Below are 26,171 nucleotides of genomic sequence, written 5' to 3' on the forward strand. Positions count from 1 at the left end.
GATACGAAAATCAATGCTTCTTTGAAAATATAAAATATAAAAAAAGAGACTGCCTTTTTAGACAGCCTCTTTTTTTTTTCTTGTTAGGGCGGTTTTTCTCACATTACACACAACGCTGTTGTGTATAGTTTACTTCGTCTGTTCGCTGCGCTCGGGTGTTGCGAGGGTTTTCGTAAGTAGGCTAGAACTCGCAATAAATTATATACGGTGTTAGCAAATCGTTTTTATTTCCACCTTGTTCTTAATTCAGTTCCGATTGGATATTTTTCAGTCGTAAAGTCAGGCATATAATATTTACCAAAACTTCTGTTATTCAAAACGGAATCAATGTCGAAAAAAATCATATCATCTTCTGTATTCATTGAAAGTCGTTTATTCATTCCGTCTTTACTTCCTTTATCTAATTCTATTTCCCACCAAAAGTATTCTTTATCATTTGGGTTAGTTATTTTCTTTAAGCTTTTGATTTTAGCTGTAATGGGTTCTTTAAGAAAATACTTTTGCCATTTTTCAGGAATCTTTTTGATGTTAAATTCTGATTTTACAGAATCTTTACTTCTTTTAGATAAATACATTCCACTCGTTTCAGGTTCAAAACCATTGTTTACGTAGTCTGCAAATCTTATGAAATCATTTTCTTTATCTGTACTCCAACCAAAATCATAGAATTCTGAAAGAAGATATTTATTAGTTTCCCAATTCAGAACTTTGAACTCTGTTTTGATTTTAAGTGAGTCAATTCCGTATTTTATTTGGGTTTTAGTTGGTTTTAATTCCATTTTCTCTGGATATTCAATCAGTTCGATTTTTTCTGGAATCAAAGTTAAATTTATGCTATCCATTTTATAAGTTCCAAAAACTCTTTTTCGTTCGCCACCACCAAAGCAACTGAATAAATAATTTTCATTTATAAAACGACCATCACTTAATAAATCAAGTCGTAAACCATTATTAAATCCGCTGTAAGAATATCTCAAAGTGTCAATATTCTGCATAACATTCTTTTCGTCATTCGATTTAGTTTTGTTGTTCGAACAGCTAAAAATTAAAAATAATAAGAGAATATTAATGTATTTCACGGTTTTCTTAAATGTTTGCTAACGTTTTTGTATATGGTTTACTTCGTCTGTTCGCTGCGCTCGGGTGTTGCGTGTTTTAAGCATCTAATTTAGCAAATACAAACCAAATAGAAAATCCACGAGGATTTTCGTCAGTAAGCGAGAACTAGCCATTAATTTTATACGGTGTTGCCCACAGTTATTTTAATTTTTTATCGATTTTTGTTTTCATTGCATAATAATTCATTTCGTAACAAATGCGACCGAGTAAAATAGCTGGATTTATTTTGTATTGGTCTCCTAAAGAAATAATTTTATTATCATCCAATGGTAAATGATTATCTAAAATATCTTGCCAAATGTTTACTGAAATTAATGATTCTTGAGCATAATTATCAGCCTCTTTTTCACATTGGTCGACATTTTGATTTTTGGTTAAATCCATAAATTTTCTGTTTCTGTCATTTCTGAGGTGCAGATGGATATGTCCAATTTCGTGCATTATTGTAAAAGCAAAATTATCAATTCCATTATGGCGTAAAGTCAACGCAATTACAGGATTATTGTTAGACCAAAAAGAAAACCCATCAATTGGCGTTTTTTCTAATTTATCAATTAGTAACATTTTAATTCCGAATTGATTTAATAGAGTTTGTACTCGTTTAGTTGTATCAGAATTTTCGTAAAAAATATTATTAAGATTAGAAACAAGCTGATTAAGATTGTCAAAATTAAAAGTGTTTGTTTTCTGATTTTTAGCTTCGAATTGAGCTAAAGAACTCCAAGCAAACATATTTTTGTCATCAATTTTAAGTTTTTCAGATTTGCGATAATATGCAAATTTATCTTTTGAAAAAGAATTAACTAAATCATCGATTGTCTCAACATCATATATTTTCTTAATTGCTTTAATGTCCTCTGATAGTTCATCAATTAGGTAATTATGCTTTTTAAAGTATCGAACAGGAACATACTCTTTTATAATATTCCATATCTCTATATTTCTTAATTTTTTAATGTTTTTTTGTTTAACTCTAGCTTTATCTATTTCATATTGTGATTGAAATTTCATCCAATAGTCTGCTGAAATCCCTAAAGATTTTTCTAATAAAATAGCTAAGTCTGCTGTTACAGGTCTTTTGCCTTTAATAATTTCATTTAGAAATGATGGTTTTACACCAAGTTCTTTTGCTAAAGTTCTTTGGGTAAAATCTGGTATAGCATCAATTTCATCCTTTATTAATACTCCAGGATGTGTCGCTTGTGCAGGAATTAATGTTGTTTTTAGTGTCGCCATTTTTCGTTTTTTTAGTTACTTGTAATGATTGCTTAATTCAATTATTGAACAAATCGTTAAAGTATCAGGTTCTTCTCCTTCTACAGAACTAATAAATTCTATCCGATATTTTTTATCTACTCTTACGGATTCTAATCCATTTTTGTCTCCAATTAATTTTTCATAATTCAAACTTCTAATGGGATATAACTCTTCGGTGTATTTCGCAGCTCTTAATTTATCTATAGTTTGTATATACTTTTTTACCACAGCTGGTTGGAATCTATGCTTTTTATTTTTTGCTTTTCCACTTTCGTATAGTTCTTTTAAGTAATCTTTTTCAAAAATTATTTCCATTCTGTTTGAATATCATATTGCAAATGTACAAATATTACGCCAAAAAAGTTCACTTTATTCGTGAACTTTCTGTTTCGAGTTAATTGTGGGCAACTAGTTATAAGAGCATAATCATTCTAGTTATCCCATTTTTAATTCCGGAAAACACGATAAATCGCGCTCTATTCTACGTTTATAAAACTAAGCAATACTTTGCAAAGTTTAGTACGTAATTTTACGTACATATCCATAAAAATAAGATAGTTATGAGAGTTATGGTTACTGTTTTACGTAATGGTGTAAAAAAAGTTAAGCGATTGCTGAGAATTTTAGTTGTTGTTCATATGGGTTGGATGGTTTTTGAAGCTCTCTAGGTGATACTTTATTTTTATTGTAGATCTCTAAGTGACGTGTAAGATCATTGTAAATAATATGATGCTTGGTTATAACGCTTCTAGATACATTCTGATAAAAAAGTAGGAACACTCGAAGTGACAACATGGGGTCGCTTTATGTTTCTTAGTTTAAAAGATGGTCTTAAAAAGGCACGACAATCCCAATACCAGATCTAAAACCGCTCCAGCCAGCATTTATACGATCTCCATCATCATCTTCTAAAGCAAAATCATTGTTTTCTTTGAATTTTAGTTCGCCACCTAACACTAAGTCATAGCCAAGATTTAATCTCAATTTTACGACCGAAATAGGAATATCGTAAATGAATCTTATACCTAGTCCGATATCAATGGAATTAAAGTCAATGGATTCTGTTGAGGTGGTATTAGATATTTTTGAATAACTCTCTAAATCTAATTGTGTATAATTAACAAAAGCTCTTCCTCCGAAATAAAACACGTTTTTACTGCTGTTTTCTGATAGCTTAATTTGGTATTCTCCGCCAAGTGTATACACCTTTAATAGCTGAGTTAACCTAATTAGTCCGGAGTAATCTGAATACGATATTTTACCACCAGTAGAATTATAAGAAGCAAAAAACTGCGTATTAATATCCTCGATTTTTATACCAAACGAATAACCAATATTTGCTCCGAAATCATCGTTAACCTCTAAATTTACCTCATTAATATCGTCTCTTAATTGTAGCTGAAAGTTTTTTAAATCAGTATGTGAAAACGTGTTATAATTGACTTCAACTATAGCAGAGATATTATTTTGAGCTTGTACATTAAAATATACAAAAGCCATTAAAAGAATAATAACTTGTGTTTTTTTCATAATTAGTTAGTGTAAAGGTTAGATTCTAAAACGTACCCGTTAGGTGAGAAAATATAACCATTAAAATAGCGATAAGGCTGTTGAAAAGAGGTGTCTATTAATCTGGTTTCATTAAGATTAATGTCATAGATATGAGATTTATTTCCTGCCGAAAAATGGTTGCAATTGATAAAGGGTTTTCCAGTATCTGTATATTTTACATCATAAACAATTTCTGTGTCCCAGATGTAAGTTTGGTTATAGTTAGATAAATCTAAATAAAACGTACTTCTATACCATCCAAAAACGGCAGAATTGCTTAATTTATCAAAGGTCATATGCTCTAGATCAGGCGCATCTGTATTATATCTTAAATCTTGAATGGTGTTTAAAAATACGAATTCCCCAAAATCTAGTTTGTATAGATCACCGTTGGCATAAAAATAACTAGCATCTATGGCACTAAAGAAGTTGGTTGTTTTGTTAATGCCAAATTTTTGAGTTCCTGTTGAGATGTCATAAATCAATACTTCACCAGAAGCCCAGGGATCTTCTAAAATTATATAATTCCCTCTGAAATATGTATCTGCATTTGCTTTGTTAGCATTGAAGTCAACGGCATTGTAAGTGTTAGTAATAGAGAACGTCATAGGATTAAATACCAGTGCTTTTTCTTTGAGATTTAATAGTATTCTATCAGAATTATTGTCAAACTCTAAGGAATTAAAATCTTCTGAAAAACTTAATGTTGTTAGTATTTGCGAATTTTCTATTTCAAAAGATTCACCATTTAATTGATAAATCATTAATTCGTTTGAATTTGTTATTTCTACAATAAAATATTTGTTTATAGATGGCACATAGGTTAGGTCTTCAAACTCCGAAATAGGTAAACTATCACCAACTGGTATTTGTTCATGTAGTTCTCCAAATAAAGAATTGTTTTTGAAGATTTTAAAATTTAAGAAAATATTTTCTCCAAAATAAAAGCCTTTATCAATAATTGTTTCACCTCCTTGAGGATTCAAATTAACAAATGCACCTCCTGAGTAAGGATAGGTGTAACCAGATAATCCTATAGTATCGAAATTGCCATATAATGGGTGCTCATTGTAAATTAACTTAAATTCTCTGTAGAGAAGAGGTTCTATACTAAAATTCATTTTTGTGGTAGGACGTAGTACAAAATCAGAAATATCTTCAGTAAATGAATTTTTAAGTTTGATGGCATAGCTGGGATTATAAAATATCGTCTGATCATCATGTATTTGTAAATCGGACAAATCCTCTTCAGAAATGGGTCTTTCTTCTATAATAAAGTCATATTCATTTTTAATGACAAGGAAGGCTTCATCAAAATTAGTATCTAAAATAGGGTTTAAGGTAATAAAGATTGAACCTTGGTTTATGTTAATACTCGCTATGCCAAAAGGATCTGCTAAAGTTTTGTCTACTATAAAATTGTATTCTGCCAAACCGACAAAAAACTCGCCATTTAAAGCATCAGCTAAACTTCCAGAATTTGTAGGGACGGTATATTCTATAGTTAAGTTATGTTCTCCATCAGTTAATTCATCCACATACAAATAAAATTCTCCTGATGTTTCTTGACTTCTATAGATTTCTGTGTCATTCATTTTAACAATCATTTCAAATTCACTGTTTCCAGTTCCTGTGATGGTATATGGTATTATTTTAGAAGAACTAATTTCTTCGCCATTTACAAAATCCGTTAAAATGATAGTTACATTCGGATTATTAATTTGAATATCTTTAAAAGAATCCTCTGAGAAATCATATGTACAATTCGTTAAAAACAAAGTACTCACTATAAAAAGAATATATCTAAATCGTAATTTCATAACACTAGTTTTTCAATTGGTAGTATTTATCTAATGGGCTATCTACAAGTTATATTCAATCCCGAAATTGAAAACAAACGATTTAATATCTTCTCTTTCTATTAGTCCGGTAAATGCTCTTATGTTTACTGATAACGCATCTGATACATCATAGCCTGTACCTAGGCATACGCCAAAATCGAAATTAGCATTCCCTTTTTTTATAAAGCTGCCGTCGTTGCCATCTAAAAGAATTTGAGACGACTGCAAATTTCGGTCTATAATAAATCCGAATTGCGGGCCACTTTCCATATAAAAGGCCTCTGTAAAATAGAGTTTTATGGGTAGGGGAATTGAGATGGTGAACTCATAGACCTGATATTCAAAATCAAATGTGCCGGTGTATGGTAATGGGTTACCATTAAAATCTGTGATAGGATTATCTTTCGTATTTATTTTACTGCCCTGTAGCGCAAATAGAAGTTCGGGTTGGAATTTCATTTTGTCGGTTATTTCAATTTTATAGAAGCTACCAATATAAAATCCAACTTGATAGTCGTAGTTTCTTAAATTTTGATTTGGGGTATATTTCCCATAGTTTATACCTCCCTTGATGCCGAAATTGGCAATTTTATCTTGAGCGACAATAGTAGCATATGAAAACATGAAAAGAACCAATAGGACTGCTTGTAGTTTGTTCATTTGTAGTGTTGCTTAATTGGTTGTGACGTTGTTGCGTATGATTAAGCACCTAATTTAGTAAATAAAAACCGAATATAAAATCCGTATATATTTTTGTAAGTGGGGGAGGACTAGCCATTAATTATACACCGTATGAGCCCAGTGGTCATCCTTTTTTTCTACCTATAAAATAATAAATAATCGAGCCAATATTTAAAAACGTAATTAAACCAATAGTCCAAAATGTTTTTTGTTTATTGCTTAGTTTCTTTGATTTATTTATTTCAATAACTCCAAGTATTAAAAAAAGCAAAGTTAAAATAACACCTATAAATAAAAATGAGTTAGCAAAACTCGAATTGTAGTTCAATTTTAGAATGCTACCAATGAATGAAAATATTAATGAGCCTATAAAACTTGTGTGGATAACTATTTTATTTTTCATTTATTGACTATTATTTAATGATTTGAATTAATTTAGGATATGACTTCTGAAAGTTGTTCTTTCTTATTTTGATTACAGCTATAATTGGTAGTATTATATTTAAAAGGTATAATCCGATAAAAATATACTCTAAGAAGCTAAATTTTTCATAATGCATTATTTTTGTTAACGCGTATCCAATAATTATTATCGATGTTACGAAAGTCCAAATAATTTGAAAATTTAAAACGTTCGCACCACTATTTTTTAATCCAATAATTTTATCCTTTTTGGTCAGCCATAAAATCAATGGTAGTATAATGTTACCTATAGGAATAACTAAAAAGGAGAGCACAGAAAGATGAAAATATGTTAAATAGGTTTTATCAATCTGTTTGCCATAATCGAGAATATCCTCAGTGTTTATTTCTAATACTTTACAAATTAGGTTAAGTGTTTTTCCACGAGGTTCATTTTGGTTCGTTTCTATTCTTTGAATGGTTCTTAGATTAATTTTTGCTAAATCTGCTAACTCTTCTTGGGAAAGACCTTTCATCTTTCGCGCTTCTTTAATTTTTTCGCCTATTTCGTTCATCGTTTGTCTTTTAATAATATATCACAAATGTAATTCTGAAATGATATAATTGATAGCGGTTTGATTGCGACATTTTTACGACATTTATGTCAAGTAGCTGGTTTTTTAGGGTTTAATTGATGCTAGCGCTTCTTGAGTATTATTTTTCCGAGTTTTAAGCACCTATTTTGCAAATACAAACCGTATAGAAAATCCTCTAATTTTGGTAAGTAGGTTAGAACTCGCAATAAATGATATATGGTGTTCGCAAATCGTTTTTATTCGTTTTTAGTTTTTTGAAATATTCGATTTTAAATCTAAAAGGCCCAAAAATTCAGCGAGAGGTAATTCAGATGCATTTTTTTTTGAAAATAAAATTTTAATAATGGAAAAATAACCAATACCTCCTAATTGAGTTAGATAATAACGTTTTAATACATTCGCCGAGTTTGTTTTAAAAAGATAGAAAGGTCACTGCTGAATTTCGAATGTTTTTAAATCAGTTATTGATTTGTATTCAACTCTGTTATTGTCAAAATAAACAGCGCTTATTGAAAATTCTACTTTCTTTAAAGTGATAAATAAAGTAAAAGCTAGTATTGCTATAATCCAAGTTCCATAGTCCCAAAATCGACTTAAATTAAAAAAATCAGTTATTAAATAAGCCAGTAACAACACAAACCAAGAAAGGAAGTATTTTCTGAATATAATGTTAGATGATATTTTTTTTCGTTGTTCCATTGAAATCTCTTCTAATGTCAAATTTTGTTGTTGACATTCAGTCAATTATGTTTTTGTCAGATTTGTCAATTTTCACCAACATTTAGATTAATTTTTCACGATTCGTTAGCTCGATGAATTAATCGGATTCTGATGTGGTAAATGTTTGCCAACTTCTCATAAGAGAACAATCCCTCACATGTCCCTTTTTTAATTTTGGATAACAAAAGATATAGCAATTCATCCTTAGTTTATAAAACTAAGAAAAACTTTACAAAGTTTAATACGTGACTTGACGTTATTTTAATGAAAATAAGAGCGTTGCAATACTTATAGTTACTGTTTAGCGTAATGGCATAAAAAAAATCCTGATGTATTGCATCAGGATTTTTTGATAATATGAGTTTGAGATCTATTTATTATGGTCTGCTAAAGGTGAGATCATAATATGTGCGCGGTGTGTACCAGGATTCATAATCCAAGGATGGTTAGAGGCTACTGGTGCTTCTGGTAAGCCTGTAGATGCTGCTGTAGCCCAAGGTAAATATACCACATAACGAAGTTTTGCTTCATCTACTTTTGCTGTTGTAGGATCATACTCTGCTTTTGGTCCGGAATAGATGTGTAAGGTCGCTCCGGTAGGAATATTAAATTTACCAGCTTTCATTTCTTCTTCGCGGATATCAAATATTTCTTGATGTTTTTTGCCTTCGGCTTTTAAGGCGCGTCCTCTTGCCATAAATGGGTCGAGGTCTTTGTGATAACATGCAGCACTAAAGCCTTCTTTATTAGGGTCGTCGGCAAGTACAATAAATTCATTATCACCTTCTCTTAAAGTTACAAATTCACCTGCCATATTATAGCCAATCACCTTACAATTGGCTCTGCTGGCTTCGGGCGCAGCCATTACTGCGGTTGCAATTAAGGCGTCGTCAGAATCTATCGCTTTTAAGTTTTTATTGGGTTCAGTTGGTGTTGTTTCTGTTGTGGTTTCCGTTGTATCTGAATCTTGAACGGTTGTTTTTGTTTTGTCTGTAGAATTACAAGACATTAAGAGTCCTGTGAAAATTATTGCTGGGATGAGGTGTTTCATGTTGGATCTTTAGATTGTTAGACTGTTAGACTGTTAGATTTTTAGATTGTTGGATTGTTGGATTTTTAGATTGCTAGATTATTGGATTTTTGGATTGAATTGTTGTTTTTAAAGTTACTAAAATCTGATGAGATTAAGGAATATGAAGGTGGATGATTATTAAAGGTGCTGTTTTTTATTCTGATGCTTCTCGATACATTCCGACGAAAAAAAGTGGAAATGTTGGAAGTGACATTGCGTATATCACAAAAAAAATCCTGATGGGTTAATATCAGGATTTTTAATTCTATTAATGAGATTCCTGCGTCCGCAAGAATTTGTGTTATTCAACAATTACCCATTCTCCTTTTTCAATCAAAGGAATGGCTTGCTTGTATTTAACGTCTTTAGCTTCACCGCTCATAACATGTTTAATCGTTACTTTATCGTTACGACCAATTTTTGGTTGGTCTCTCACAATCGTTTCAACGACTTGCTGTTGTTGGCGAGAAGCGCCTTCACCAGCTTGTCTGTTTTGAGACGCACGCTCATCCAAGTTAGGAATGTCGTCTTTTTGTGTTTCAAGTTTTTCTTGCTTACGTACTCTCGCTTCTTGAATAGTGTTTGCTGTTTCTTGAGGAATTTCACCTTTAAATAAGAATGATATAACATCTTTATTTACAAGATCGATCATTGTTTTAAACAACTCAAAAGATTCAAACTTGTAAATTAATAATGGATCTTTTTGCTCGTGAACCGCTAACTGTACCGATTGCTTAAGTTCGTCCATTTTACGTAAATGTACTTTCCAAGCATCATCAACAATGGCTAAAGTAATGTTCTTTTCAAAATCATTAATTAATTGCTTTCCTTTCGTTTCGTATGCTTTTTCTAAATCCGTTACAACTTGTAAGTTTTTAACTCCGTCTGTAAATGGTACAACGATACGCTTAAATTTATCGCGTTGCGTGTCATATACATTTTCAATTACTGGGAATGCTAAATCTGCCGCACGTTGCATTTTCTCTCTGTAGTGCTTAAAGGCCGCTTTATAAATCGTACCTGCAATATCAGTGGCGTTCATTTTTCCGAATTCAGATTCAGAAATAGGAGACTCCATTGAGAAATAACGAATCAATTCGAATTCAAAGTTCTTAAAGTCGTTGGCATTTTTGTTGGTTTCAGCGATGCCTTCTGAGGTATCAAAAATCATGTTCGCTAAATCCACTCTTAAACGTTCACCATGTAAAGCATTACGACGACGCTTGTAAATGACTTCACGTTGCGCGTTCATAACATCATCATATTCTAATAAACGTTTACGAACACCAAAGTTATTCTCTTCCACTTTTTTCTGTGCACGCTCAATAGACTTAGAAATCATGCCGTGTTGAATCACTTCACCTTCTTTTAAGCCCATTCTGTCCATCATCTTAGCGATACGTTCAGAACCAAATAAACGCATCAAGTTATCTTCTAAAGACACATAAAACTGTGAACTTCCTGGATCTCCTTGACGACCAGCTCTACCACGTAACTGTCTGTCTACACGACGCGAATCGTGACGCTCAGTACCGACAATGGCTAAACCTCCTGCTTTTTTTACTTCTTCACTTAACTTAATATCGGTACCACGACCAGCCATGTTGGTAGCAATTGTTACTTGCCCAGCATTACCAGCTTGTGCTACAATATCAGCTTCTTTTTTATGTTGTTTGGCGTTTAAGACGTTATGATCTATTTTACGAATGCTTAACATCTTACCTAAAAGTTCTGAAATCTCGACGTTAGTTGTACCGATAAGAACAGGACGACCTGCATTAGAAAGGCTTACAACTTCGTCAATAACCGCATTGTATTTTTCACGTTTCGTTTTGTAAACTAAATCGTCTCTATCATCTCTAGCGATTGGTCTGTTTGTTGGAATTTCTACAACATCTAATTTGTAGATTTCCCAAAGTTCACCAGCTTCTGTAACCGCAGTACCTGTCATACCAGACAGTTTACGGTACATTCTAAAGTAATTTTGAAGCGTTACGGTTGCAAAAGTTTGCGTAGCAGCCTCAATTTTTACATTTTCTTTAGCTTCAATCGCTTGGTGTAAACCGTCAGAATAACGACGACCATCCATAATACGACCTGTTTGCTCATCTACAATCATTACTTTGTTGTCCATTACAACATACTGATTGTCTTTTTCGAATAACGCGTACGCTTTTAAAAGTTGGTTTAACGTATGAATACGCTCCGACTTAACATTGAAGTCTCTAAATAAGTCTTCTTTAAGATCTGCTTCTTCTTCAGATGATAAGCCTTTACTTTCAATCTTAGCAATTTCAATACCCATTTCTGGCATGACGAAGAAATCTGGATCATCTTTACCCGAAAGGAATTCAACACCTTTATCAGATAATTCAACTTGATTATTTTTCTCATCAATAACATAATAGAGTTCTGCATCTACTAAAGGCATTTCTCTGTTGTTATCTTGCATATAGTGATTTTCGGTTTTTTGAAGTAATTGCTTCACACCTTCCTCACTTAAATACTTAATTAAAGCTTTGTTTTTTGGAATACCTCTGTAAGCTCTCAATAATTGAAAACCACCTTCTTTAGTATCACCGGCAGCAATTAACTTCTTAGCTTCTGCTAAAACGCCTACTAAATATTTACGTTGTACTTCTTCGATAGCATTTACTTTAGGTTTTAAAGCATCAAATTCGTGCTCTTCACCTCTAGGAACAGGTCCAGAAATAATTAAAGGCGTACGTGCATCATCGACTAATACAGAATCGACCTCATCGACAATAGCATAATGGTGTGGACGTTGTACTAAATCGTCTGGCGAATGTGCCATGTTATCACGTAAGTAATCAAAACCAAATTCGTTATTTGTTCCGTATGTAATATCTGCGTTGTAGGCTTTACGACGTGCGTCAGAGTTCGGTTGGTGGTAATCAATACAATCAATACTCATACCATGAAACTGAAAGATTGGTGCCATCCAAGCGCTATCTCGTTTTGCTAAGTAATCGTTAACCGTTACTAAGTGTACCCCTTTTTCTGCTAATGCATTTAAATATACAGGAAGTGTTGCTACAAGCGTTTTACCTTCACCAGTTTGCATCTCTGCAATTTTACCTTGGTGCATCGCAATACCACCAATAAGTTGCACATCATAATGAATCATGTCCCAAGTAATAGGCTTTCCAGCGGCATCCCAAGAGTTGGCCCAAACGGCTTGGTCACCTTCTAAAGTTACATAATCATGAGCACCAGAAATTTCACGGTCAAATGCATTTGCAGTTACCGGAATCTGTGTATTGTGCACAAAACGTTTTGCTGTTTCTTTTACAACTGCGAAGGCTTCTGGAAGAATATCGTTTAAAACATTTTCAGTTATGTCGTAGATCTCGTCATCGATTTTATCGACTTCCAAATACATATCTTCGCGTTCGTCAATATCTTCAGTAATCTTAGCTTTATCTAAAAGCTCGTCTTTTTTAGTTTGAAGTGGTTTCCTTGCTTCGGCAATTTTGGCTTTAAATTCAGCTGTCTTTGCCCTCAGTTCGTCGTGTGATAAAGCCTCTAATGCTTTTTCGAAAGTTTTTATTTTTTCAACAATAGGTTTAATTGAACTTACATCTTGTTTGGATTTATCTCCAACAAAAACTTTAAGCACTTTATCTAAAAATGTCATATTGATAAGTTTGTAACAGATTGAATTGTTTCAATCTTTGTATTAATTTCAGTTAGTTGTTCTAAAACGTTTGTTTTAAGTTTTAGAGAATATATTGTATTTCGGAAAAAAACCATCCGAAAATAAAAAAAGTCTCTCAGTTATGATAACGCAAGAGACTTTTTTGTGATAATTTTATATGTTAATATTCATCCTCATTCCAGAGGTAATCTTCGTCAGTAGGATAATCTGGCCAAATTTCTTCAATAGAGTCGTAAGAATCTCCTTCATCTTCTATTGCTTGTAAATTTTCAACAACTTCTAAAGGTGCTCCTGTTCTAATTGCGTAGTCAATAAGCTCGTCTTTGGTTGCTGGCCAAGGCGCATCACTTAAATAAGATGCTAATTCTAATGTCCAATACATAATTGCGTTGTAATTTTATTTTTTGCAAAAATAATTTTTTAGTTGAACAATCCAAGAAAAAATCACATTAATTAGCTGTTAACTTATATAAAATAATTTATCGGTCTTGCTGAACATTTATGTTTATGTGGTTTGAATGATTCAAACGTCACTTAAATAAATGTTTCATCAGTATAAAAAGAACGTGTAATGGTCAACTTTTAATTTCGGATTAAATTTTGCTGTTTTAATCCTGTGCTGAAGAGATTATTCATTCTCTCTTATTGATTTTTAAGGAATTCATGATTGCTATGCCGTTGCTTCGTCCTGCGTCCTCGCAATGACATTTATGTTACGATTCTTTATTCGGAATCCATTTTATCTCTTCAGCTTGTAAGTCATGTGACAACTTCCGTGCCAACACAAAAAGGTAGTCAGATAGTCTATTAATATACATCAATGTTTCAGGTTGAAACGGTTCTAAGTCATTAAGGTGCGACGCCAAACGCTCAGCTCTACGGCATACGGTGCGTGCAATGTGACAGAATGACACGGTTGTGTGACCACCTGGTAAAACGAAGTGCGTCATAGGTGGAAGACTGTCTTCCATAAGGTCCATACCTTTTTCTAGTTTCTCAATGTCTTCGTTAGAAATCTTCGGAATGTTTAATCGTGCTTTACCGTTTTTTAATTGTGCTTTTTCAGGATCTGTCGCTAAAATAGCACCAACTGTAAACAACCGATCTTGAATATCCATCAATGTGTTTTTATACAATTGATCGATGTCTTGATCTCTGATTAATCCAATATGCGAGTTAAGCTCATCAATAGTACCGTAGCTTTCTATTCTTATATGATGTTTTGGAACTCTTGTGCCACCGAAAAGTGCGGTTGTGCCTTTGTCTCCTGTTTTTGTATATACTTTCATGTAAACAAAGTTAAGAGTTATGAGTGGAATGTTGAGGGTTATGGGTTAAAAAATTATATGGTTTATGTGGAAAGTGGAAAGTTTTGAGGATGATGCAATAACCAAGAACCTAGAGTCAAGAACCAAGATGCAAGAGTCAAGATTAAAGATAACAGAGAATAGATAAAAGATAAAAGAGCTTTTATTTATAAATGACGAATTTGAGCTAAAGGCTAAAGGCTAAAGGCTAAAAGCTAAATGCTAGTAGTTGTTGGTTGATGGTTGGTAGGGGAGAGACAGGATGTAAGAACCAAGAACCAAGAGTCAAGAGTCAAGAACCAAGATGCAAGATGTAAGATTAAAGAGAATAGATTAAAGAGAATAGAGTTTTTGGTTACGAAATGACGAATTTGAGTTAAGAGTTAAGAGCTAGTAGTTGGTGGTTGATGAATGGTAGGAAAGAGACAGGATGAAATAGTCAAGAATCAAGAACCAAGAGTCAAGATTAAAGAATCAAGATTAAAGAGAATAGAGTTTTTAGTTACGAAATGACGAATTTGAGTTAAGAGTTAAGAGTTAAGAGTTAAGAGCTAAGAGCTAAAGGCTAGTAGTTGGTGGTTGATGAATGGTAGGAAAGAGACAGGATGAAATAGTCAAGAATCAAGATTAAAGAGAATAGATTAAAGAGAATAGAGTTTTTAGTTACGAAATGACGAATTTGAGCTAAGAGCTAAGAGCTAAGAGCTAAGAGCTAAGAGCTAAGAGCTAAGAGTCAAGAATAAAGAAAAGAGAGAAAATAGAGACAAGAGACAAGAGACAAGAGACAAGAGACAAGAATTTAGAGTTAAAAAGTTTCTATCTAAAAGTTTAAAATTTAGTTTTCAACTAACAACTAACAACTAACAACTAACAACTAACAACTAACAACTAACAACTAACAACTAACAACTAACAACTAACAACTAACAACTAACAACTAACAACTAACAACTAACAACTAACAACTAACAACTAACAACTAACAACTAACAACTAACAACTAATAACTAATTAAACGTATCACTTTCAATAACACCATCTCGTAAACGAATAACGCGTTTAGCATGTGCTGCAATGTCTTCTTCGTGAGTTACCATAATTACTGTGTTTCCTGCGGCGTGAATATCACCAAAGAGTTTCATGATTTCTATTCCTGTTTTAGAATCTAAGTTACCTGTTGGCTCATCGGCTAGAATGATTGATGGTTTATTAACTAAAGCTCTTCCTACAGCGACCCGTTGCCGTTGTCCACCTGAAAGTTGGTTGGGTTTGTGGTCCATTCGGTCTGCTAGTCCAACATCAGTTAAAACTTCTGTAGCACGTGCGATACGGTCTTTTTTTGAAAATCCGGCATAGACCATAGGTAAAGCCACATTATCTAATGCCGTAGTTCTTGGTAGTAGGTTGAAGGTTTGAAAAACGAATCCGATTTCTGTATTTCTAATGTCTGCGAGTTCGTCATCTGACATTTGACTAACGTCATTTCCATTTAAGTTATATGAACCTGCCGTTGGTGTGTCTAAACATCCCAATAAATTCATTAGTGTCGATTTACCAGAACCAGATGGTCCCATAATAGCGACATACTCGCCACGTTTAATGTCTAAATCGATGCCTTTTAGAACATGAACAATTTCTTGTCCTAATTTAAAATCTCTAATAATGTTTCTAATTTCGATGACGTTGGCACTCATGATTTTATGTTTTTTTTGTCACCTTGAGCGCAGTCGAAAGGTATTAAAAGTAGAATTTTATTTGGTTTCGACTGCGCTCAACCTGACATACGATATAGGTTGTAAATCTACCTGCAAGATAAAAGATTTTGCAGTGATTTATTTAATAAGACGTAAAACTTGTTGACTTGTTACAGTCTAATTTTAAAATGTTCTTTTGCTTGTTCTTTTCTGAAAAATACAAAACCCAAATTGAAACAATCTACCGTTACGGTTACGGCATTGTGAATTTTAATATAGTCCCATGCTTCCGTCATGCCTTTAGACCAATAAATATCGTCAAAGACAAAAACAGAGTCATTATGAACGGTAGGTAACAAGGCTTCAAAATATTGAATGGTAGCTTCTTTGTTGTGATGGCCATCGAAGAAGATGAAGTCGAAGCTGTTGTGTTTTAATTCAGGGATTTTATTAGTGAAATTTCCGACTTCAAATTCAATATTGTTTATGTTGAGCTTTGTGAGTTGAGATTGTGCAAATGTTGAGGTGTTTAAGCAGCCTTCTATGGTCGTGATTTTTGCGGAATTATTTGCTAATGCCATGGCATAGGTTCCCATTCCTAATGACGTGCCTAATTCTAAAATACGCTGAAACCCGAAGTATTTTGAAAGTCTGTATAAGAGTTCTGAATCTTTTTTAGAACTGCTAGACGTTTTTACCATCTTACTAACCTTTCGCTGGTTAGCGTCTAAAACCTTTGAGCCTTCACCTAAATCTGTAATATCTAAAATGGTGTCTGCGTTTTCTAAGGCTTTTTTATAAAGTTTGAGTTTAGCGTAGTCGTCATAGTTGGTTTTATCATAAAGGCATTTGGTTACAAAATTATAGACAAAAGGGGAGTGGACACCATGTTGATTGGTGGCTTTTGAAAGGAATTTTAGGTATGCTTTTATTTGGTACACTTTATTAGTTTCAGAGTTTCAGAGTTTCAGAGTTTCAGAGTTTCAAAGTTGCTGAGTTTTGAAGTTTCAAAGTTTCATAGTTTGGGAGCTACGGAGATTAATTTATAAACTTCGTGTTTATTGGTAAGTCTTATTTAATTACAACGCTTAATTGTTTTCTGTGACCTTAAATAGATACTTTTCCTAACCATCTAACCATCTAACCATCTAACCTTCGAGCTTCTCAGCCAATTCAAACCAACGCATTTCTTTTTCTTCAATGGTATCAATAACCACTTGTAATTTTTCTGAAAGTTTACTGATTTGGTCTTGACTTAATTCAGGATTAAGAAACTTGGCTTCTAATTCGGTTTTATCTAATTCTAAAGATCTTATTTTAGAGGCTAAGTTTTTGTATTCCTTTTGTTCGTTGTAATCTAATTTGTTGGCTTCGTTTTGCTTTTCAGCTTTGGTGTCAACAACTTTTTCTACGACTTCAATTTGTTTGGGTTGACTTTCGTCATACGCTCTAAAATCAGAATAATTCCCTGGAAAATCATCAACGACACCTTGACCTCTAAAAACAAACATGTGGTCTACAATTTTATCCATAAAGTAACGGTCGTGAGACACCACTAATAATACTCCTGGGAAATCCATTAAGAAATCTTCAAGGACATTTAAGGTTACAATATCTAAATCGTTAGTAGGCTCATCTAAAATTAACACATTCGGATTCTGAATTAAAACAGTACATAAGTACAATCGTTTTTGTTCACCACCGCTTAGTTTTTCAACAAAATCCCATTGCTTTTTTCTGTCGAATAAAAACTTTTCTAGTAATTGTTGTGCGCTAATTTGTCGGCCTTTGGCTAATGGAATATACTCGCCAAATTCTTTAATAACATCAATAACTTTTTGGTTGGGTTTGGCTTTAATACCTCCCTGTGTATAATAACCAATCTTAACAGTTTCACCCAAGACAACTTTACCGCTATCTGGCTGTGCACTTTGGGTTAAAAGATTTAAAAACGTAGACTTTCCAGTTCCATTTTTTCCAATGATTCCAATACGTTCACCTTTTTTGAAGGTGTATTCAAATTCATTTAAAATCGTTTTGTCTTTAAATGCTTTTGAGACCTTATGAAATTCTATGATTTTACTCCCTAGACGTTCCATATTAATATCCAATTCGATCGTATGATCGTTACGACGTTGGTGTGCTTTTGATTTTATTTCAGAGAAATCATCAATTCTACTTTTAGATTTTGTGGTACGCGCTTTAGGTTGGCGACGCATCCATTCCAGTTCTTTTTTAAAGAGTTGTTTGGCTTTACCAACTTCGGTAGCTTGGTTTTCTATTCGAGCTTCTTTCTTTTCTAAATAGTATGAATAATTTCCTTTGTAGGTGTGTAATTCACCATGATCTAACTCTATGATTTCATTACAAACACGTTCTAGGAAGTAACGGTCGTGCGTTACCATGAATAGTGTTTGTTGTGTTTTAGCGAAATACTCTTCTAACCATTCTATCATTTCTAAATCTAGGTGGTTGGTAGGCTCATCGAGAATTAAAATATCAGGTTTGCTTAACAGTGCTTGTGCCAATGCTAAACGCTTTTTCTGTCCACCAGAAAGTGTGTTAACTTTCAAAGAAAGGTCGTCTAATTTTAATTGCGATAAGGTTTGTTGGTATTGTGTTTCAAATTCCCACGCATTATAGCGATCCATACCTTCAAATGCTTTTTGATAGGCATCGGCATCTTCCGGATTTTTTAAAGCTTGTTCGTAAGCTTCAATGATTTTTAAAACCGGAATGTCAGAAGCGAAGATGGTTTCTTCGAGTGTAAGGTTAGGATCTAAATCGGGTTCTTGGTCTAAAAAGGCTAAACGCAGTCCTTTTCTAGCGACGATCTGTCCATCATCTGGAGTATCCTTTCCTGCTAACATTTTAAGGATGGATGTTTTTCCACTTCCATTTTTAGCCACAAAAGCAATTTTCTGATCTTTATGGATACTGAAAGACAAATTTTTAAAGAGCACTAGCTCTCCAAAAGATTTTGATATATTTTCTACGTTTAGGTAATTCAAGGTGTTTTTTTTGCAAAGAACGGAAATAAACCAAAAAGAATCGTATTAGTTTTGATATTAGTGTTGATACATTATATTTGTGTTCAAAGATCCATTGTAAATATGAAGCAAATTAGGCTTTTAATTATTGTTTTGAGTTGTGTTATTGTGTCGTCTTGTATCCCTCATAAAGACACCATTTATTTGCAGGTTAAGGAGGGAGCTATCAATGATACTATTCCTAATAATCTTAGTGAAATTCAGAAACCTTATCGTGTTCAAGTTAATGATATATTGAATATACGTGTTAAGGCATTGGACCAAGAAACGGTATCTATTTTAAATCCAGTAGGTGATGAGAATTTAAATGCTACTAGTGCAGAACGTGCCTTTTTTGATGGCTTTATTGTAGATGTACATGGCAATGTAAGAATGCCAACACTTGGTTATATTAATGTCTTGGGATTTACCACAGAAGAGATTGAGAAAGCTTTAGAGCAAAAACTATTGGAAGAGCAATTTAAAGAAACTGCTAATATTTTTGTTACGGTAAAATTGGCAGGTTTGCGTTACACCGCGAATGGAGAAGTAGGCTCGCCTGGGAGCCAAGTATTGTATACCGAGCGCGTGAATATATTTGAAGCGATTGCCAATGTTGGAGAAATCCCTGTAACAGGTAATAAAAAGGATGTTTTAATTATTAGACAATATCCTCAAGGTCAGCAAATACATCATTTAGATTTAACAGATATAAGAGTGATGCAATCTCCATATTATTACATACAACCCAATGATATTATTTATGTAAAACCTTTAAAGCAAAAGTCACTTGGTACCGGTGAAACAGCACTCTCTAGTATTGCTGCTATAGCTTCGATACTTTCTTTACTTACTACAGGAGTTTTACTTTATTCAAGACTATAATACACATGAAAGATTATGACGATTTAGAAGACCAAGATTCGCAAAGTATAAGTTTTGATTTTAGAGGTTATCTTTTTAAAGTATTAAATCTATGGAAATTTGTGTTGATTTGCATTGGCGCAGCTATGCTAATCGCTTATTTTGTTAACGTAAGAAAGCAAAATGTTTACCGCTTAGATTCTTTAATTTCTATAGAAAACGATCAGAATCCATTTTTTACGGCTAATACTAGTATATCCTTTAATTGGGGAGGAACCTCTGGAAAAGTCGGTAAAGTAATGACCGCTATAAAAACGCGTACCCATAATGAAATTGTTGTGGATTCTCTTCAGTATTATATGGATTACCTAGAAGAAGGTAAGTACCGAAAAATAGATATTTATAAAAGCGCGCCTTTTGAATTTATTATAGATAAATCTAAAGCTCAAGCATTGAGCTACCCAATTGGGATACGGTTTTTAAATGCTAATGAATTTGAGGTCTTTACTGCATTTGAAGAAGCAAGTGTTTCTACACAAACCTATGGAGATAAATCTAAATCTACAGCAAAGGTGCCAACAGGCGTATTCACAAAAAAAAATAAAAGTGGTGAGGTTATTGCGTTACCATTTTTAAATGGTCAAATTATAGTAAAGCCGGAGCGTAGCATTACACCAGGATCGGAATATTATCTTCGGTTTAGTAATTTTGATGGAGTGGTTAATAGTTACAAGTCTAGTGTTATGATTACCCCAGTTGGGACTTCCGCAGGTTCTATTTTAAATTTACAGTTGGCAGGTCATAATAAAGCTAAAATTGTAGATTACCTGAATGCTACTTCTGAAATTTTGAGTAAAACCGAGTTGAAGCGTAAAAACCTATACGCCACGAACACCATAAAATTTATTGATAGTAGTTTGGCAGCCGTAAATGTAAATCTTGAAGATTTTACGGATGAGATGAATACGTTTAGAAGAGATAACAAGGTGTTTGACGTAAGCACTGAAATCTCTCAAATTTCAGAGGAGCTGCGCCAATTTGAATTGGAAAAGCGAAATGAAGAATCTAAACTAGATTATTTAAATAACCTTGAAATTTATTTAAACACTAAAACTGATTATACTAATATAGCAGCTCCTACGAGTGTTGGTATTGAAGAAGGAAACGTACTTGGTGGTGTTTCCAAGATTGTTGCTTTGGCAGCAGAGCGTCAAAATTTAGAATATACCACTAAAGAGGGGTCAGGGCTTTTTAAAGAATTGGATCGCCGTATTGATTCTGAAAAAAATGTATTGCTTGAAACCATAGATGCTACCAAAGAAACGATTGGTGTGCGAATAAGAACTTTGAATAGTAATATTGCAACTTTAGAATCAAAATTAAGTGGATTACCAGAAGATGAGCAACAGTTTTTAAGGATTCAACGAAAATTAGATCTCAGTCAGGAAGCTTATGATATTTACCTAGCAAAACGCAGTGAAGCTGCTATTGTAAAAGCGGCAAACATTTCTGATATTACTGTAATTGATGAAGCTAAAGATATTGGAGGAGGTTTAATAGGGCCTAATAAGAGTCTTAATTATATGATGGGCTTAATGCTAGGCTTTTTTCTTCCGATGTTATTAATTTTTATTGTCTATTTGTTAGATAGTACCATTCATGGATCTGATGAGATTGCCCGATTGTCTAAAATCCCTATATTAGGTTTAGTCGGTAAATACCGCTATAAAAATAACTTGGTAGCTTTTGAAAAACCGAAATCTGCTGTAGCTGAATCTTTTAGAGCCATCCGTTCGAGTTTGCAATTTATTTTTAAAAATAAGAGAACAGGAGCTCATAAGGCAGATACATTAATGGTAACCTCTTCTGTTAGTGGAGAAGGAAAAACATTTACATCCATTAATATTGCTACAGTCTATGCGCTTTCAGGAAAAAAAACCATTTTATTAGGTTTGGATTTACGTAAGCCAAAAATCTTTGATGATTTTAATATTACTAATGAGAAAGGTGTGGTTAATTATCTTATCGGAGATGATACCTTTGACAATATTGTTACCCATACACAAGTTGAGAATTTGGATGTTGTTCCTTCTGGCCCAATCCCACCTAACCCTTCGGAGTTATTGATGAGTGATAAATTAAGGGAGCTTATTAGTATGCTTAAGCAAGATTATGATATCATTATTCTAGATACTCCGCCTTTAGGTTTGGTTACTGATGCTTTAGAATTAACGCAATATGCAGATGCCACTATATTTATGGTCCGATTAGACTATACAAAAAAAGGTATGCTTCAATTGGTAAATGCTAAACATCGAAGTGGAGAGCTTAAAAACGTAAGTTACGTGCTCAACTTTTACAGGCATAAAAACAACAGTAATTATGGTTATGGCTACGGCTATGGCTATGGTTATGGCTACGGTGTCTATGGTAGTACGTATCACGAAAAAGATGATCAGTCTATTCTTAAGAAGATAAAAGAGTTTTTGAAGCGGATCTAGTTGTTGGCTTTTGGCCTTTAGCTGTTGGCTGTTGGCTGTTGGCTGTTGGTTGTTCATGAAATTCAATTTGTCTTCTTTTGAAGTTAGGGCCAGAGCTGTAGGTTTTTAAATGGTTTTTAACAGTATGCTTATGATTAGTAAATCGCAACTTAAAGTTAAACGTATTTTTGATGTTGTCGTTGTCATACTATTTCTACCATTACTTATCTTTCCTATTATTTTATTAGTACTCATTGCTACAATAGACACTAAACAATGGGGAGTCTATTCTCAACTTCGTGTTGGTCAGTATGGAAAACTTTTCAGGATTTATAAAATTAGAACTTTAGTAGATGGAGACCATCAATTAGGGCAATTAGAAAGTAGTGCAACTTCTATAGGTAAATTTTTAAGGCAAACTAAATTAAATGAATTACCTCAGCTTTATAATGTCTTAATAGGTGATATGAGTTTTGTTGGTCCGAGACCTGATTTGCAGGGTTTTGCTGACGAATTAACTGGCGACGATCGCATTATTTTAAAAGTCAAACCAGGAATTACTGGTCCGGCGACCTTAAAATACCGAGATGAAGAACAGCGTCTAAAGCTTCAAAATGACCCAGAACACTACAATAGAACGATTATATGGGTTGATAAGGTGAAAATCAATAAAAAATACGTTCAGAATTATAGTTTTTACTTAGATTTGAGACTTATTTTAAAATCTATTTTAAACAAATGAATCATTCAGAAGATAAAATTGCAATAATTGGATTAGGTTATGTTGGTTTGCCACTTGCTGTAGAGTTTGCAAAAAAATTCTTTGTCGTTGGTTTTGATATTAATAAACAGCGCATCAGTGAATTAAATACAGGATTAGATAAAACCTTAGAAGTTGAAAATGATCATTTAAAATCGGTATTAACGTCAGATTTAAATGCTAGCAAAGGTCTTTATATTACAGATGATATAGAAGCATTAACCGTTGCTAATTACTATATTATCACAGTGCCCACGCCTACAGATGCTTTAAACAAACCTGTGTTTACTCCTTTAATAAAGGCTAGTGAAACAGTTGGAAAAGTATTATCTAAAGATGATATCGTGGTTTATGAGTCTACGGTTTATCCAGGAGCAACAGAAGATATTTGTATTCCTGTATTAGAGAAAACTTCTGGACTCGTTTATAATAAAGATTTTTATGCTGGTTATTCACCAGAACGAATTAATCCAGGTGATAAGGAGCATACGGTTACAAAAATATTGAAAGTTACTTCTGGTTCTACTCCAGAAATAGCGGTAAAAGTTGATAATCTTTATAAAAAGGTCATCGTTGCAGGTACTCATATGGCGCCATCGATAAAAGTGGCGGAAGCTGCAAAAGTGATTGAGAATTCACAACGTGATATCAATATTGCTTTTGTTAATGAATTGTCTAAAATCTTTAGACTTTTGGATATTGACACCAAGGCTGTATTAGAAGCTGCAGGTACAAAATGGAATTTCTTAAAATTCTCACCAGGTTTAGTAGGTGGGCATTGTATTGGAGTCGATCCTTATTATTTGGCTCAAAAAGCGATAGAATCTGGTTATGATCCTGAGATTATTTTAGCAGGTCGTAAGATGAATGACAGTATGGGAAGCTATGTGGCTACCGAAACTGTGAAAATGATGATTAAGAAAGGAGCGACTATTAAAGGTTCTAAAGTTCTTGTATTAGGTATTACATTTAAAGAGAACTGTCCGGATATTAGAAACTCTAGAGTTATTGATATTATTGAAGAGTTAGAAACATACGATGTTAATGTCGATGTTTATGATCCATGGGCTTCTGCTGAAGAAGTAAAGCATGAGTATAAATTAGATTTAATCACTGATTTCACTGAATTAAGTTCTGAATACGATGCGGTAATTTTAGCGGTCTCTCACAACCAATTCTTAAAATTAGATCTTACAAAACTAAAATCACAAACAGGTGTTGTTTTCGATGTAAAATCATTACTTCCTTTAGACACCGTAGACGCTAGACTATAATGTATTCAAACCCACATCATACAACAGACCTTTCTAAATTAAGTTTTTTAATCACAGGAGGTGGAGGTTTTATTGGCTCTAACCTTACGGAATACTTATTAAAGTATAAGGCTAAGAAAGTACGTGTTTTAGATAACTTTTCTAATGGTCATCGTGAAAACTTAACTGAATTTAAGGATAACCCAGCCTTCGAATTGATAGAAGGTGATATTCGTGATTTAGAGACCTGTAAAAAAGCGATGGAAGGGATAGATTATGTCTCTCACCAAGCCGCTTTAGGTTCTGTGCCGCGTTCTATTAACGATCCTGCAACAACCAACGAGGTTAATATTTCTGGGTTTTTAAATATGATGATTGCGGTTAAGGATAGTCAAACGGTAAAACGTATGGTCTATGCGGCGTCTAGCTCAACGTATGGTGATAGTAAAGCTTTACCTAAAGTAGAGGATACTATTGGTAAGCCTTTATCTCCATATGCCGTTACAAAATATGTGAATGAATTGTATGCTGATGTCTTTGGTACTACTTATGATACGGATGTTATTGGCTTACGCTATTTTAATGTGTTTGGGCCAAAACAAAGTCCGGATGGTGCATATGCAGCGGTAATTCCTTTATTTATGCAAGCGCTTAAAGATAATGAGCCTTCTAAAATTAATGGTGATGGTGAGCAAACCAGAGACTTTACATTTATAGATAATGTTGTTCAGGCTAATGTAAAAGGGTTTTTCGCATCAAAAGAGGCTAAGAATGAGGTCTTTAATGTGGCTTGTGGTGAGCGTATTACTATTAACTACTTATGGGAATCTTTACGCATTGCCGCCAATTCTGAATTAAAAGCTATTTACGGACCTAATAGACAAGGTGATGTTAGAGATTCTTTAGCAGATATTTCTAAAGCGCAAAACTTGTTAGGGTATGAACCAAAATATACCGTAAGAGAAGGTTTGAAGATTACTTGGGATTCGTTTGATTCTTAATATACGCTCTTCTGCGTGTTGAACACTCCTTTCTTCATCTCGTTCCTCGGGAATTCATACCCCTCTTTTCTCAAAGAGGGGAGCAGGCTGAGGAGGTATCTGTTATAATTGTTTACTGGATTTTACTTTTTTGATTATTTAAACATCTTTGAAAAAAAAGAGGGGAGCGGGATTAGGTACTTTTTCTTGACATTGACTTCGGGATTATACTTTTATTAAAAACTGCGGGGAGAGTTGTGGTAAGTGTTTAGTTTTATTTAGAATTCTTTTTTTTTTCTAAATTGAACTAGAAACTAGGTCGTTTATACAATTTAATTTGGTCTCCAATATGTGCTCCTCCCTTTAGTCAAAGGGAGGTGGCTGAACCGCCGTAGAAGGTTCAGACGGTGGGTTTGATTTTATATTCATATTACTTAGTTTTAAAATTAACTTGTATTTCCCCTAAAACAGATGGAAGCGCATCAAAAACCATCTTGTTTTCAAAACGAACGACTTTGTAGCCTAAATTTTCTAAGTATTGCGTTCTTTTTTTATCGTATTCTTGTGCTTTTGGATTGTTGTGAATTTCTCCATCCAATTCTATAATTAACTTTTCAGCAGCACAGTAGAAATCAACTATGTAATAACCAATGCTGTGTTGTCTTTGAAATTTTCTATTGCTGAGTTGTCTTGATTTTAAATGTTTCCATAACTGCGCTTCTGAAGGTGTTAAGTTGTTTCTTAATGCCCTTCTGTATTCTTGTAATGCTTTTTTGGTATGGGTATTTTGTTTTGGCATGAATTAAAAATAAGGAATTTTATTCAGAGGTTTAACTTAACTTTTTGAACACCCCTTTTCTTTACCTTCGTTCCTTCGGTAAATTCA

General features: G+C 33.4%; 20 protein-coding genes. 5 read left to right on the forward strand and 15 right to left on the reverse strand.

Features of this window, described 5'->3' with window-relative positions; genetic code table 11:
- Positions 1-224 precede the first annotated feature (224 nt).
- The 14 genes from HM984_RS06785 to HM984_RS06850 form a co-directional block, all read right to left on the reverse strand.
- On the reverse strand, positions 225-995 hold the full coding sequence (locus tag HM984_RS06785; RefSeq protein ID WP_179348612.1) for a hypothetical protein: 771 nt from the start codon (positions 993-995) through the stop codon (positions 225-227).
- A gap of 262 nt (positions 996-1,257) precedes the next feature.
- Positions 1,258-2,355 (reverse strand): HigA family addiction module antitoxin, encoded by a 1,098-nt coding sequence (locus HM984_RS06790; RefSeq protein WP_179348613.1) that lies wholly within the window; start codon positions 2,353-2,355, stop codon positions 1,258-1,260.
- A 15-nt stretch (positions 2,356-2,370) separates the two neighbouring features.
- Complete coding sequence (locus tag HM984_RS06795; RefSeq protein ID WP_179348614.1) at positions 2,371-2,691, reverse strand: type II toxin-antitoxin system RelE/ParE family toxin; 321 nt, start codon at positions 2,689-2,691, stop codon at positions 2,371-2,373.
- Positions 2,692-3,207: 516 nt separating this feature from the next.
- Complete coding sequence (locus HM984_RS06800; protein WP_179348615.1) at positions 3,208-3,906, reverse strand: hypothetical protein; 699 nt, start codon at positions 3,904-3,906, stop codon at positions 3,208-3,210.
- Positions 3,907-3,908: 2 nt separating this feature from the next.
- The gene (locus HM984_RS06805; protein WP_179348616.1) at positions 3,909-5,747 is read right to left on the reverse strand and encodes a hypothetical protein; all 1,839 of its coding nucleotides are present in this window, start codon (positions 5,745-5,747) and stop codon (positions 3,909-3,911) included.
- A 42-nt stretch (positions 5,748-5,789) separates the two neighbouring features.
- Positions 5,790-6,428, reverse strand: a complete 639-nt coding sequence (locus HM984_RS06810) for a porin family protein (RefSeq protein WP_179348617.1) — start codon at positions 6,426-6,428, stop codon at positions 5,790-5,792.
- A gap of 434 nt (positions 6,429-6,862) precedes the next feature.
- The gene (locus HM984_RS06815; RefSeq protein WP_179348618.1) at positions 6,863-7,426 is read right to left on the reverse strand and encodes a helix-turn-helix domain-containing protein; all 564 of its coding nucleotides are present in this window, start codon (positions 7,424-7,426) and stop codon (positions 6,863-6,865) included.
- A 1,111-nt stretch (positions 7,427-8,537) separates the two neighbouring features.
- Positions 8,538-9,218 carry a hypothetical protein gene (locus tag HM984_RS06820; protein ID WP_179348619.1) on the reverse strand — a complete coding sequence of 227 codons (681 nt, stop codon included), beginning with the start codon at positions 9,216-9,218 and terminating at the stop codon, positions 8,538-8,540.
- A gap of 322 nt (positions 9,219-9,540) precedes the next feature.
- Positions 9,541-12,897 carry a preprotein translocase subunit SecA gene (secA, locus tag HM984_RS06825; protein ID WP_179348620.1) on the reverse strand — a complete coding sequence of 1,119 codons (3,357 nt, stop codon included), beginning with the start codon at positions 12,895-12,897 and terminating at the stop codon, positions 9,541-9,543.
- Positions 12,898-13,078: 181 nt separating this feature from the next.
- Entirely contained in the window at positions 13,079-13,300 is a 222-nt protein-coding gene (locus HM984_RS06830) for a DUF2795 domain-containing protein (protein ID WP_008272287.1), read from the reverse strand.
- Positions 13,301-13,631: 331 nt separating this feature from the next.
- Positions 13,632-14,207, reverse strand: a complete 576-nt coding sequence (locus tag HM984_RS06835) for a cob(I)yrinic acid a,c-diamide adenosyltransferase (RefSeq protein WP_179348621.1) — start codon at positions 14,205-14,207, stop codon at positions 13,632-13,634.
- A 1,025-nt stretch (positions 14,208-15,232) separates the two neighbouring features.
- Positions 15,233-15,919 (reverse strand): ABC transporter ATP-binding protein, encoded by a 687-nt coding sequence (locus tag HM984_RS06840; RefSeq protein ID WP_115810095.1) that lies wholly within the window; start codon positions 15,917-15,919, stop codon positions 15,233-15,235.
- A 170-nt stretch (positions 15,920-16,089) separates the two neighbouring features.
- Complete coding sequence (locus HM984_RS06845) at positions 16,090-16,860, reverse strand: O-methyltransferase (protein ID WP_179348622.1); 771 nt, start codon at positions 16,858-16,860, stop codon at positions 16,090-16,092.
- A gap of 207 nt (positions 16,861-17,067) precedes the next feature.
- Positions 17,068-18,930, reverse strand: a complete 1,863-nt coding sequence (locus tag HM984_RS06850) for an ABC-F family ATP-binding cassette domain-containing protein (protein WP_179348623.1) — start codon at positions 18,928-18,930, stop codon at positions 17,068-17,070.
- Positions 18,931-19,032: 102 nt separating this feature from the next.
- Between HM984_RS06850 and HM984_RS06855 the strand changes: the two genes are divergently transcribed.
- The 5 genes from HM984_RS06855 to HM984_RS06875 all read left to right on the forward strand — a co-directional run bounded on the left by HM984_RS06855 (position 19,033) and on the right by HM984_RS06875 (position 25,306).
- On the forward strand, positions 19,033-19,833 hold the full coding sequence (locus HM984_RS06855; protein WP_179348624.1) for a polysaccharide biosynthesis/export family protein: 801 nt from the start codon (positions 19,033-19,035) through the stop codon (positions 19,831-19,833).
- Positions 19,834-19,838: 5 nt separating this feature from the next.
- Positions 19,839-22,313: a polysaccharide biosynthesis tyrosine autokinase gene (locus HM984_RS06860; protein WP_179348625.1), complete on the forward strand. Its 2,475-nt coding sequence runs from the start codon at positions 19,839-19,841 to the stop codon at positions 22,311-22,313.
- A 130-nt stretch (positions 22,314-22,443) separates the two neighbouring features.
- Entirely contained in the window at positions 22,444-23,034 is a 591-nt protein-coding gene (locus HM984_RS06865) for a sugar transferase (protein ID WP_218845029.1), read from the forward strand.
- Complete coding sequence (locus HM984_RS06870) at positions 23,031-24,326, forward strand: nucleotide sugar dehydrogenase (RefSeq protein ID WP_179348627.1); 1,296 nt, start codon at positions 23,031-23,033, stop codon at positions 24,324-24,326. Before HM984_RS06865 ends, HM984_RS06870 begins: the two co-directional genes overlap by 4 nt.
- Positions 24,326-25,306: an SDR family oxidoreductase gene (locus HM984_RS06875; protein WP_179348628.1), complete on the forward strand. Its 981-nt coding sequence runs from the start codon at positions 24,326-24,328 to the stop codon at positions 25,304-25,306. Before HM984_RS06870 ends, HM984_RS06875 begins: the two co-directional genes overlap by 1 nt.
- Before the next feature lie 409 nt (positions 25,307-25,715).
- Here the strand turns inward: HM984_RS06875 and HM984_RS06880 are convergent, their stop codons facing one another.
- Positions 25,716-26,084 (reverse strand): endonuclease domain-containing protein, encoded by a 369-nt coding sequence (locus HM984_RS06880; RefSeq protein ID WP_179348629.1) that lies wholly within the window; start codon positions 26,082-26,084, stop codon positions 25,716-25,718.
- Positions 26,085-26,171: the final 87 nt, after the last annotated feature.

The sequence above is a fragment of the Winogradskyella pacifica genome (assembly GCF_013403915.1).
Lineage (GTDB): Bacteria > Bacteroidota > Bacteroidia > Flavobacteriales > Flavobacteriaceae > Winogradskyella > Winogradskyella pacifica.

Coding starts and splice junctions, on each gene's coding strand:
- HM984_RS06785 (WP_179348612.1), bottom strand. CDS start 995: ATGCAGAATATTGACACTTTGAGATATTCTTACAGCGGATTTAATAAT.
- HM984_RS06790 (WP_179348613.1), bottom strand. CDS start 2,355: ATGGCGACACTAAAAACAACATTAATTCCTGCACAAGCGACACATCCT.
- HM984_RS06795 (WP_179348614.1), bottom strand. CDS start 2,691: ATGGAAATAATTTTTGAAAAAGATTACTTAAAAGAACTATACGAAAGT.
- HM984_RS06800 (WP_179348615.1), bottom strand. CDS start 3,906: ATGAAAAAAACACAAGTTATTATTCTTTTAATGGCTTTTGTATATTTT.
- HM984_RS06805 (WP_179348616.1), bottom strand. CDS start 5,747: ATGAAATTACGATTTAGATATATTCTTTTTATAGTGAGTACTTTGTTT.
- HM984_RS06810 (WP_179348617.1), bottom strand. CDS start 6,428: ATGAACAAACTACAAGCAGTCCTATTGGTTCTTTTCATGTTTTCATAT.
- HM984_RS06815 (WP_179348618.1), bottom strand. CDS start 7,426: ATGAACGAAATAGGCGAAAAAATTAAAGAAGCGCGAAAGATGAAAGGT.
- HM984_RS06820 (WP_179348619.1), bottom strand. CDS start 9,218: ATGAAACACCTCATCCCAGCAATAATTTTCACAGGACTCTTAATGTCT.
- secA (WP_179348620.1), bottom strand. CDS start 12,897: ATGACATTTTTAGATAAAGTGCTTAAAGTTTTTGTTGGAGATAAATCC.
- HM984_RS06830 (WP_008272287.1), bottom strand. CDS start 13,300: ATGTATTGGACATTAGAATTAGCATCTTATTTAAGTGATGCGCCTTGG.
- HM984_RS06835 (WP_179348621.1), bottom strand. CDS start 14,207: ATGAAAGTATATACAAAAACAGGAGACAAAGGCACAACCGCACTTTTC.
- HM984_RS06840 (WP_115810095.1), bottom strand. CDS start 15,919: ATGAGTGCCAACGTCATCGAAATTAGAAACATTATTAGAGATTTTAAA.
- HM984_RS06855 (WP_179348624.1), top strand. CDS start 19,033: ATGAAGCAAATTAGGCTTTTAATTATTGTTTTGAGTTGTGTTATTGTG.
- HM984_RS06860 (WP_179348625.1), top strand. CDS start 19,839: ATGAAAGATTATGACGATTTAGAAGACCAAGATTCGCAAAGTATAAGT.
- HM984_RS06865 (WP_218845029.1), top strand. CDS start 22,444: ATGATTAGTAAATCGCAACTTAAAGTTAAACGTATTTTTGATGTTGTC.
- HM984_RS06870 (WP_179348627.1), top strand. CDS start 23,031: ATGAATCATTCAGAAGATAAAATTGCAATAATTGGATTAGGTTATGTT.
- HM984_RS06875 (WP_179348628.1), top strand. CDS start 24,326: ATGTATTCAAACCCACATCATACAACAGACCTTTCTAAATTAAGTTTT.
- HM984_RS06880 (WP_179348629.1), bottom strand. CDS start 26,084: ATGCCAAAACAAAATACCCATACCAAAAAAGCATTACAAGAATACAGA.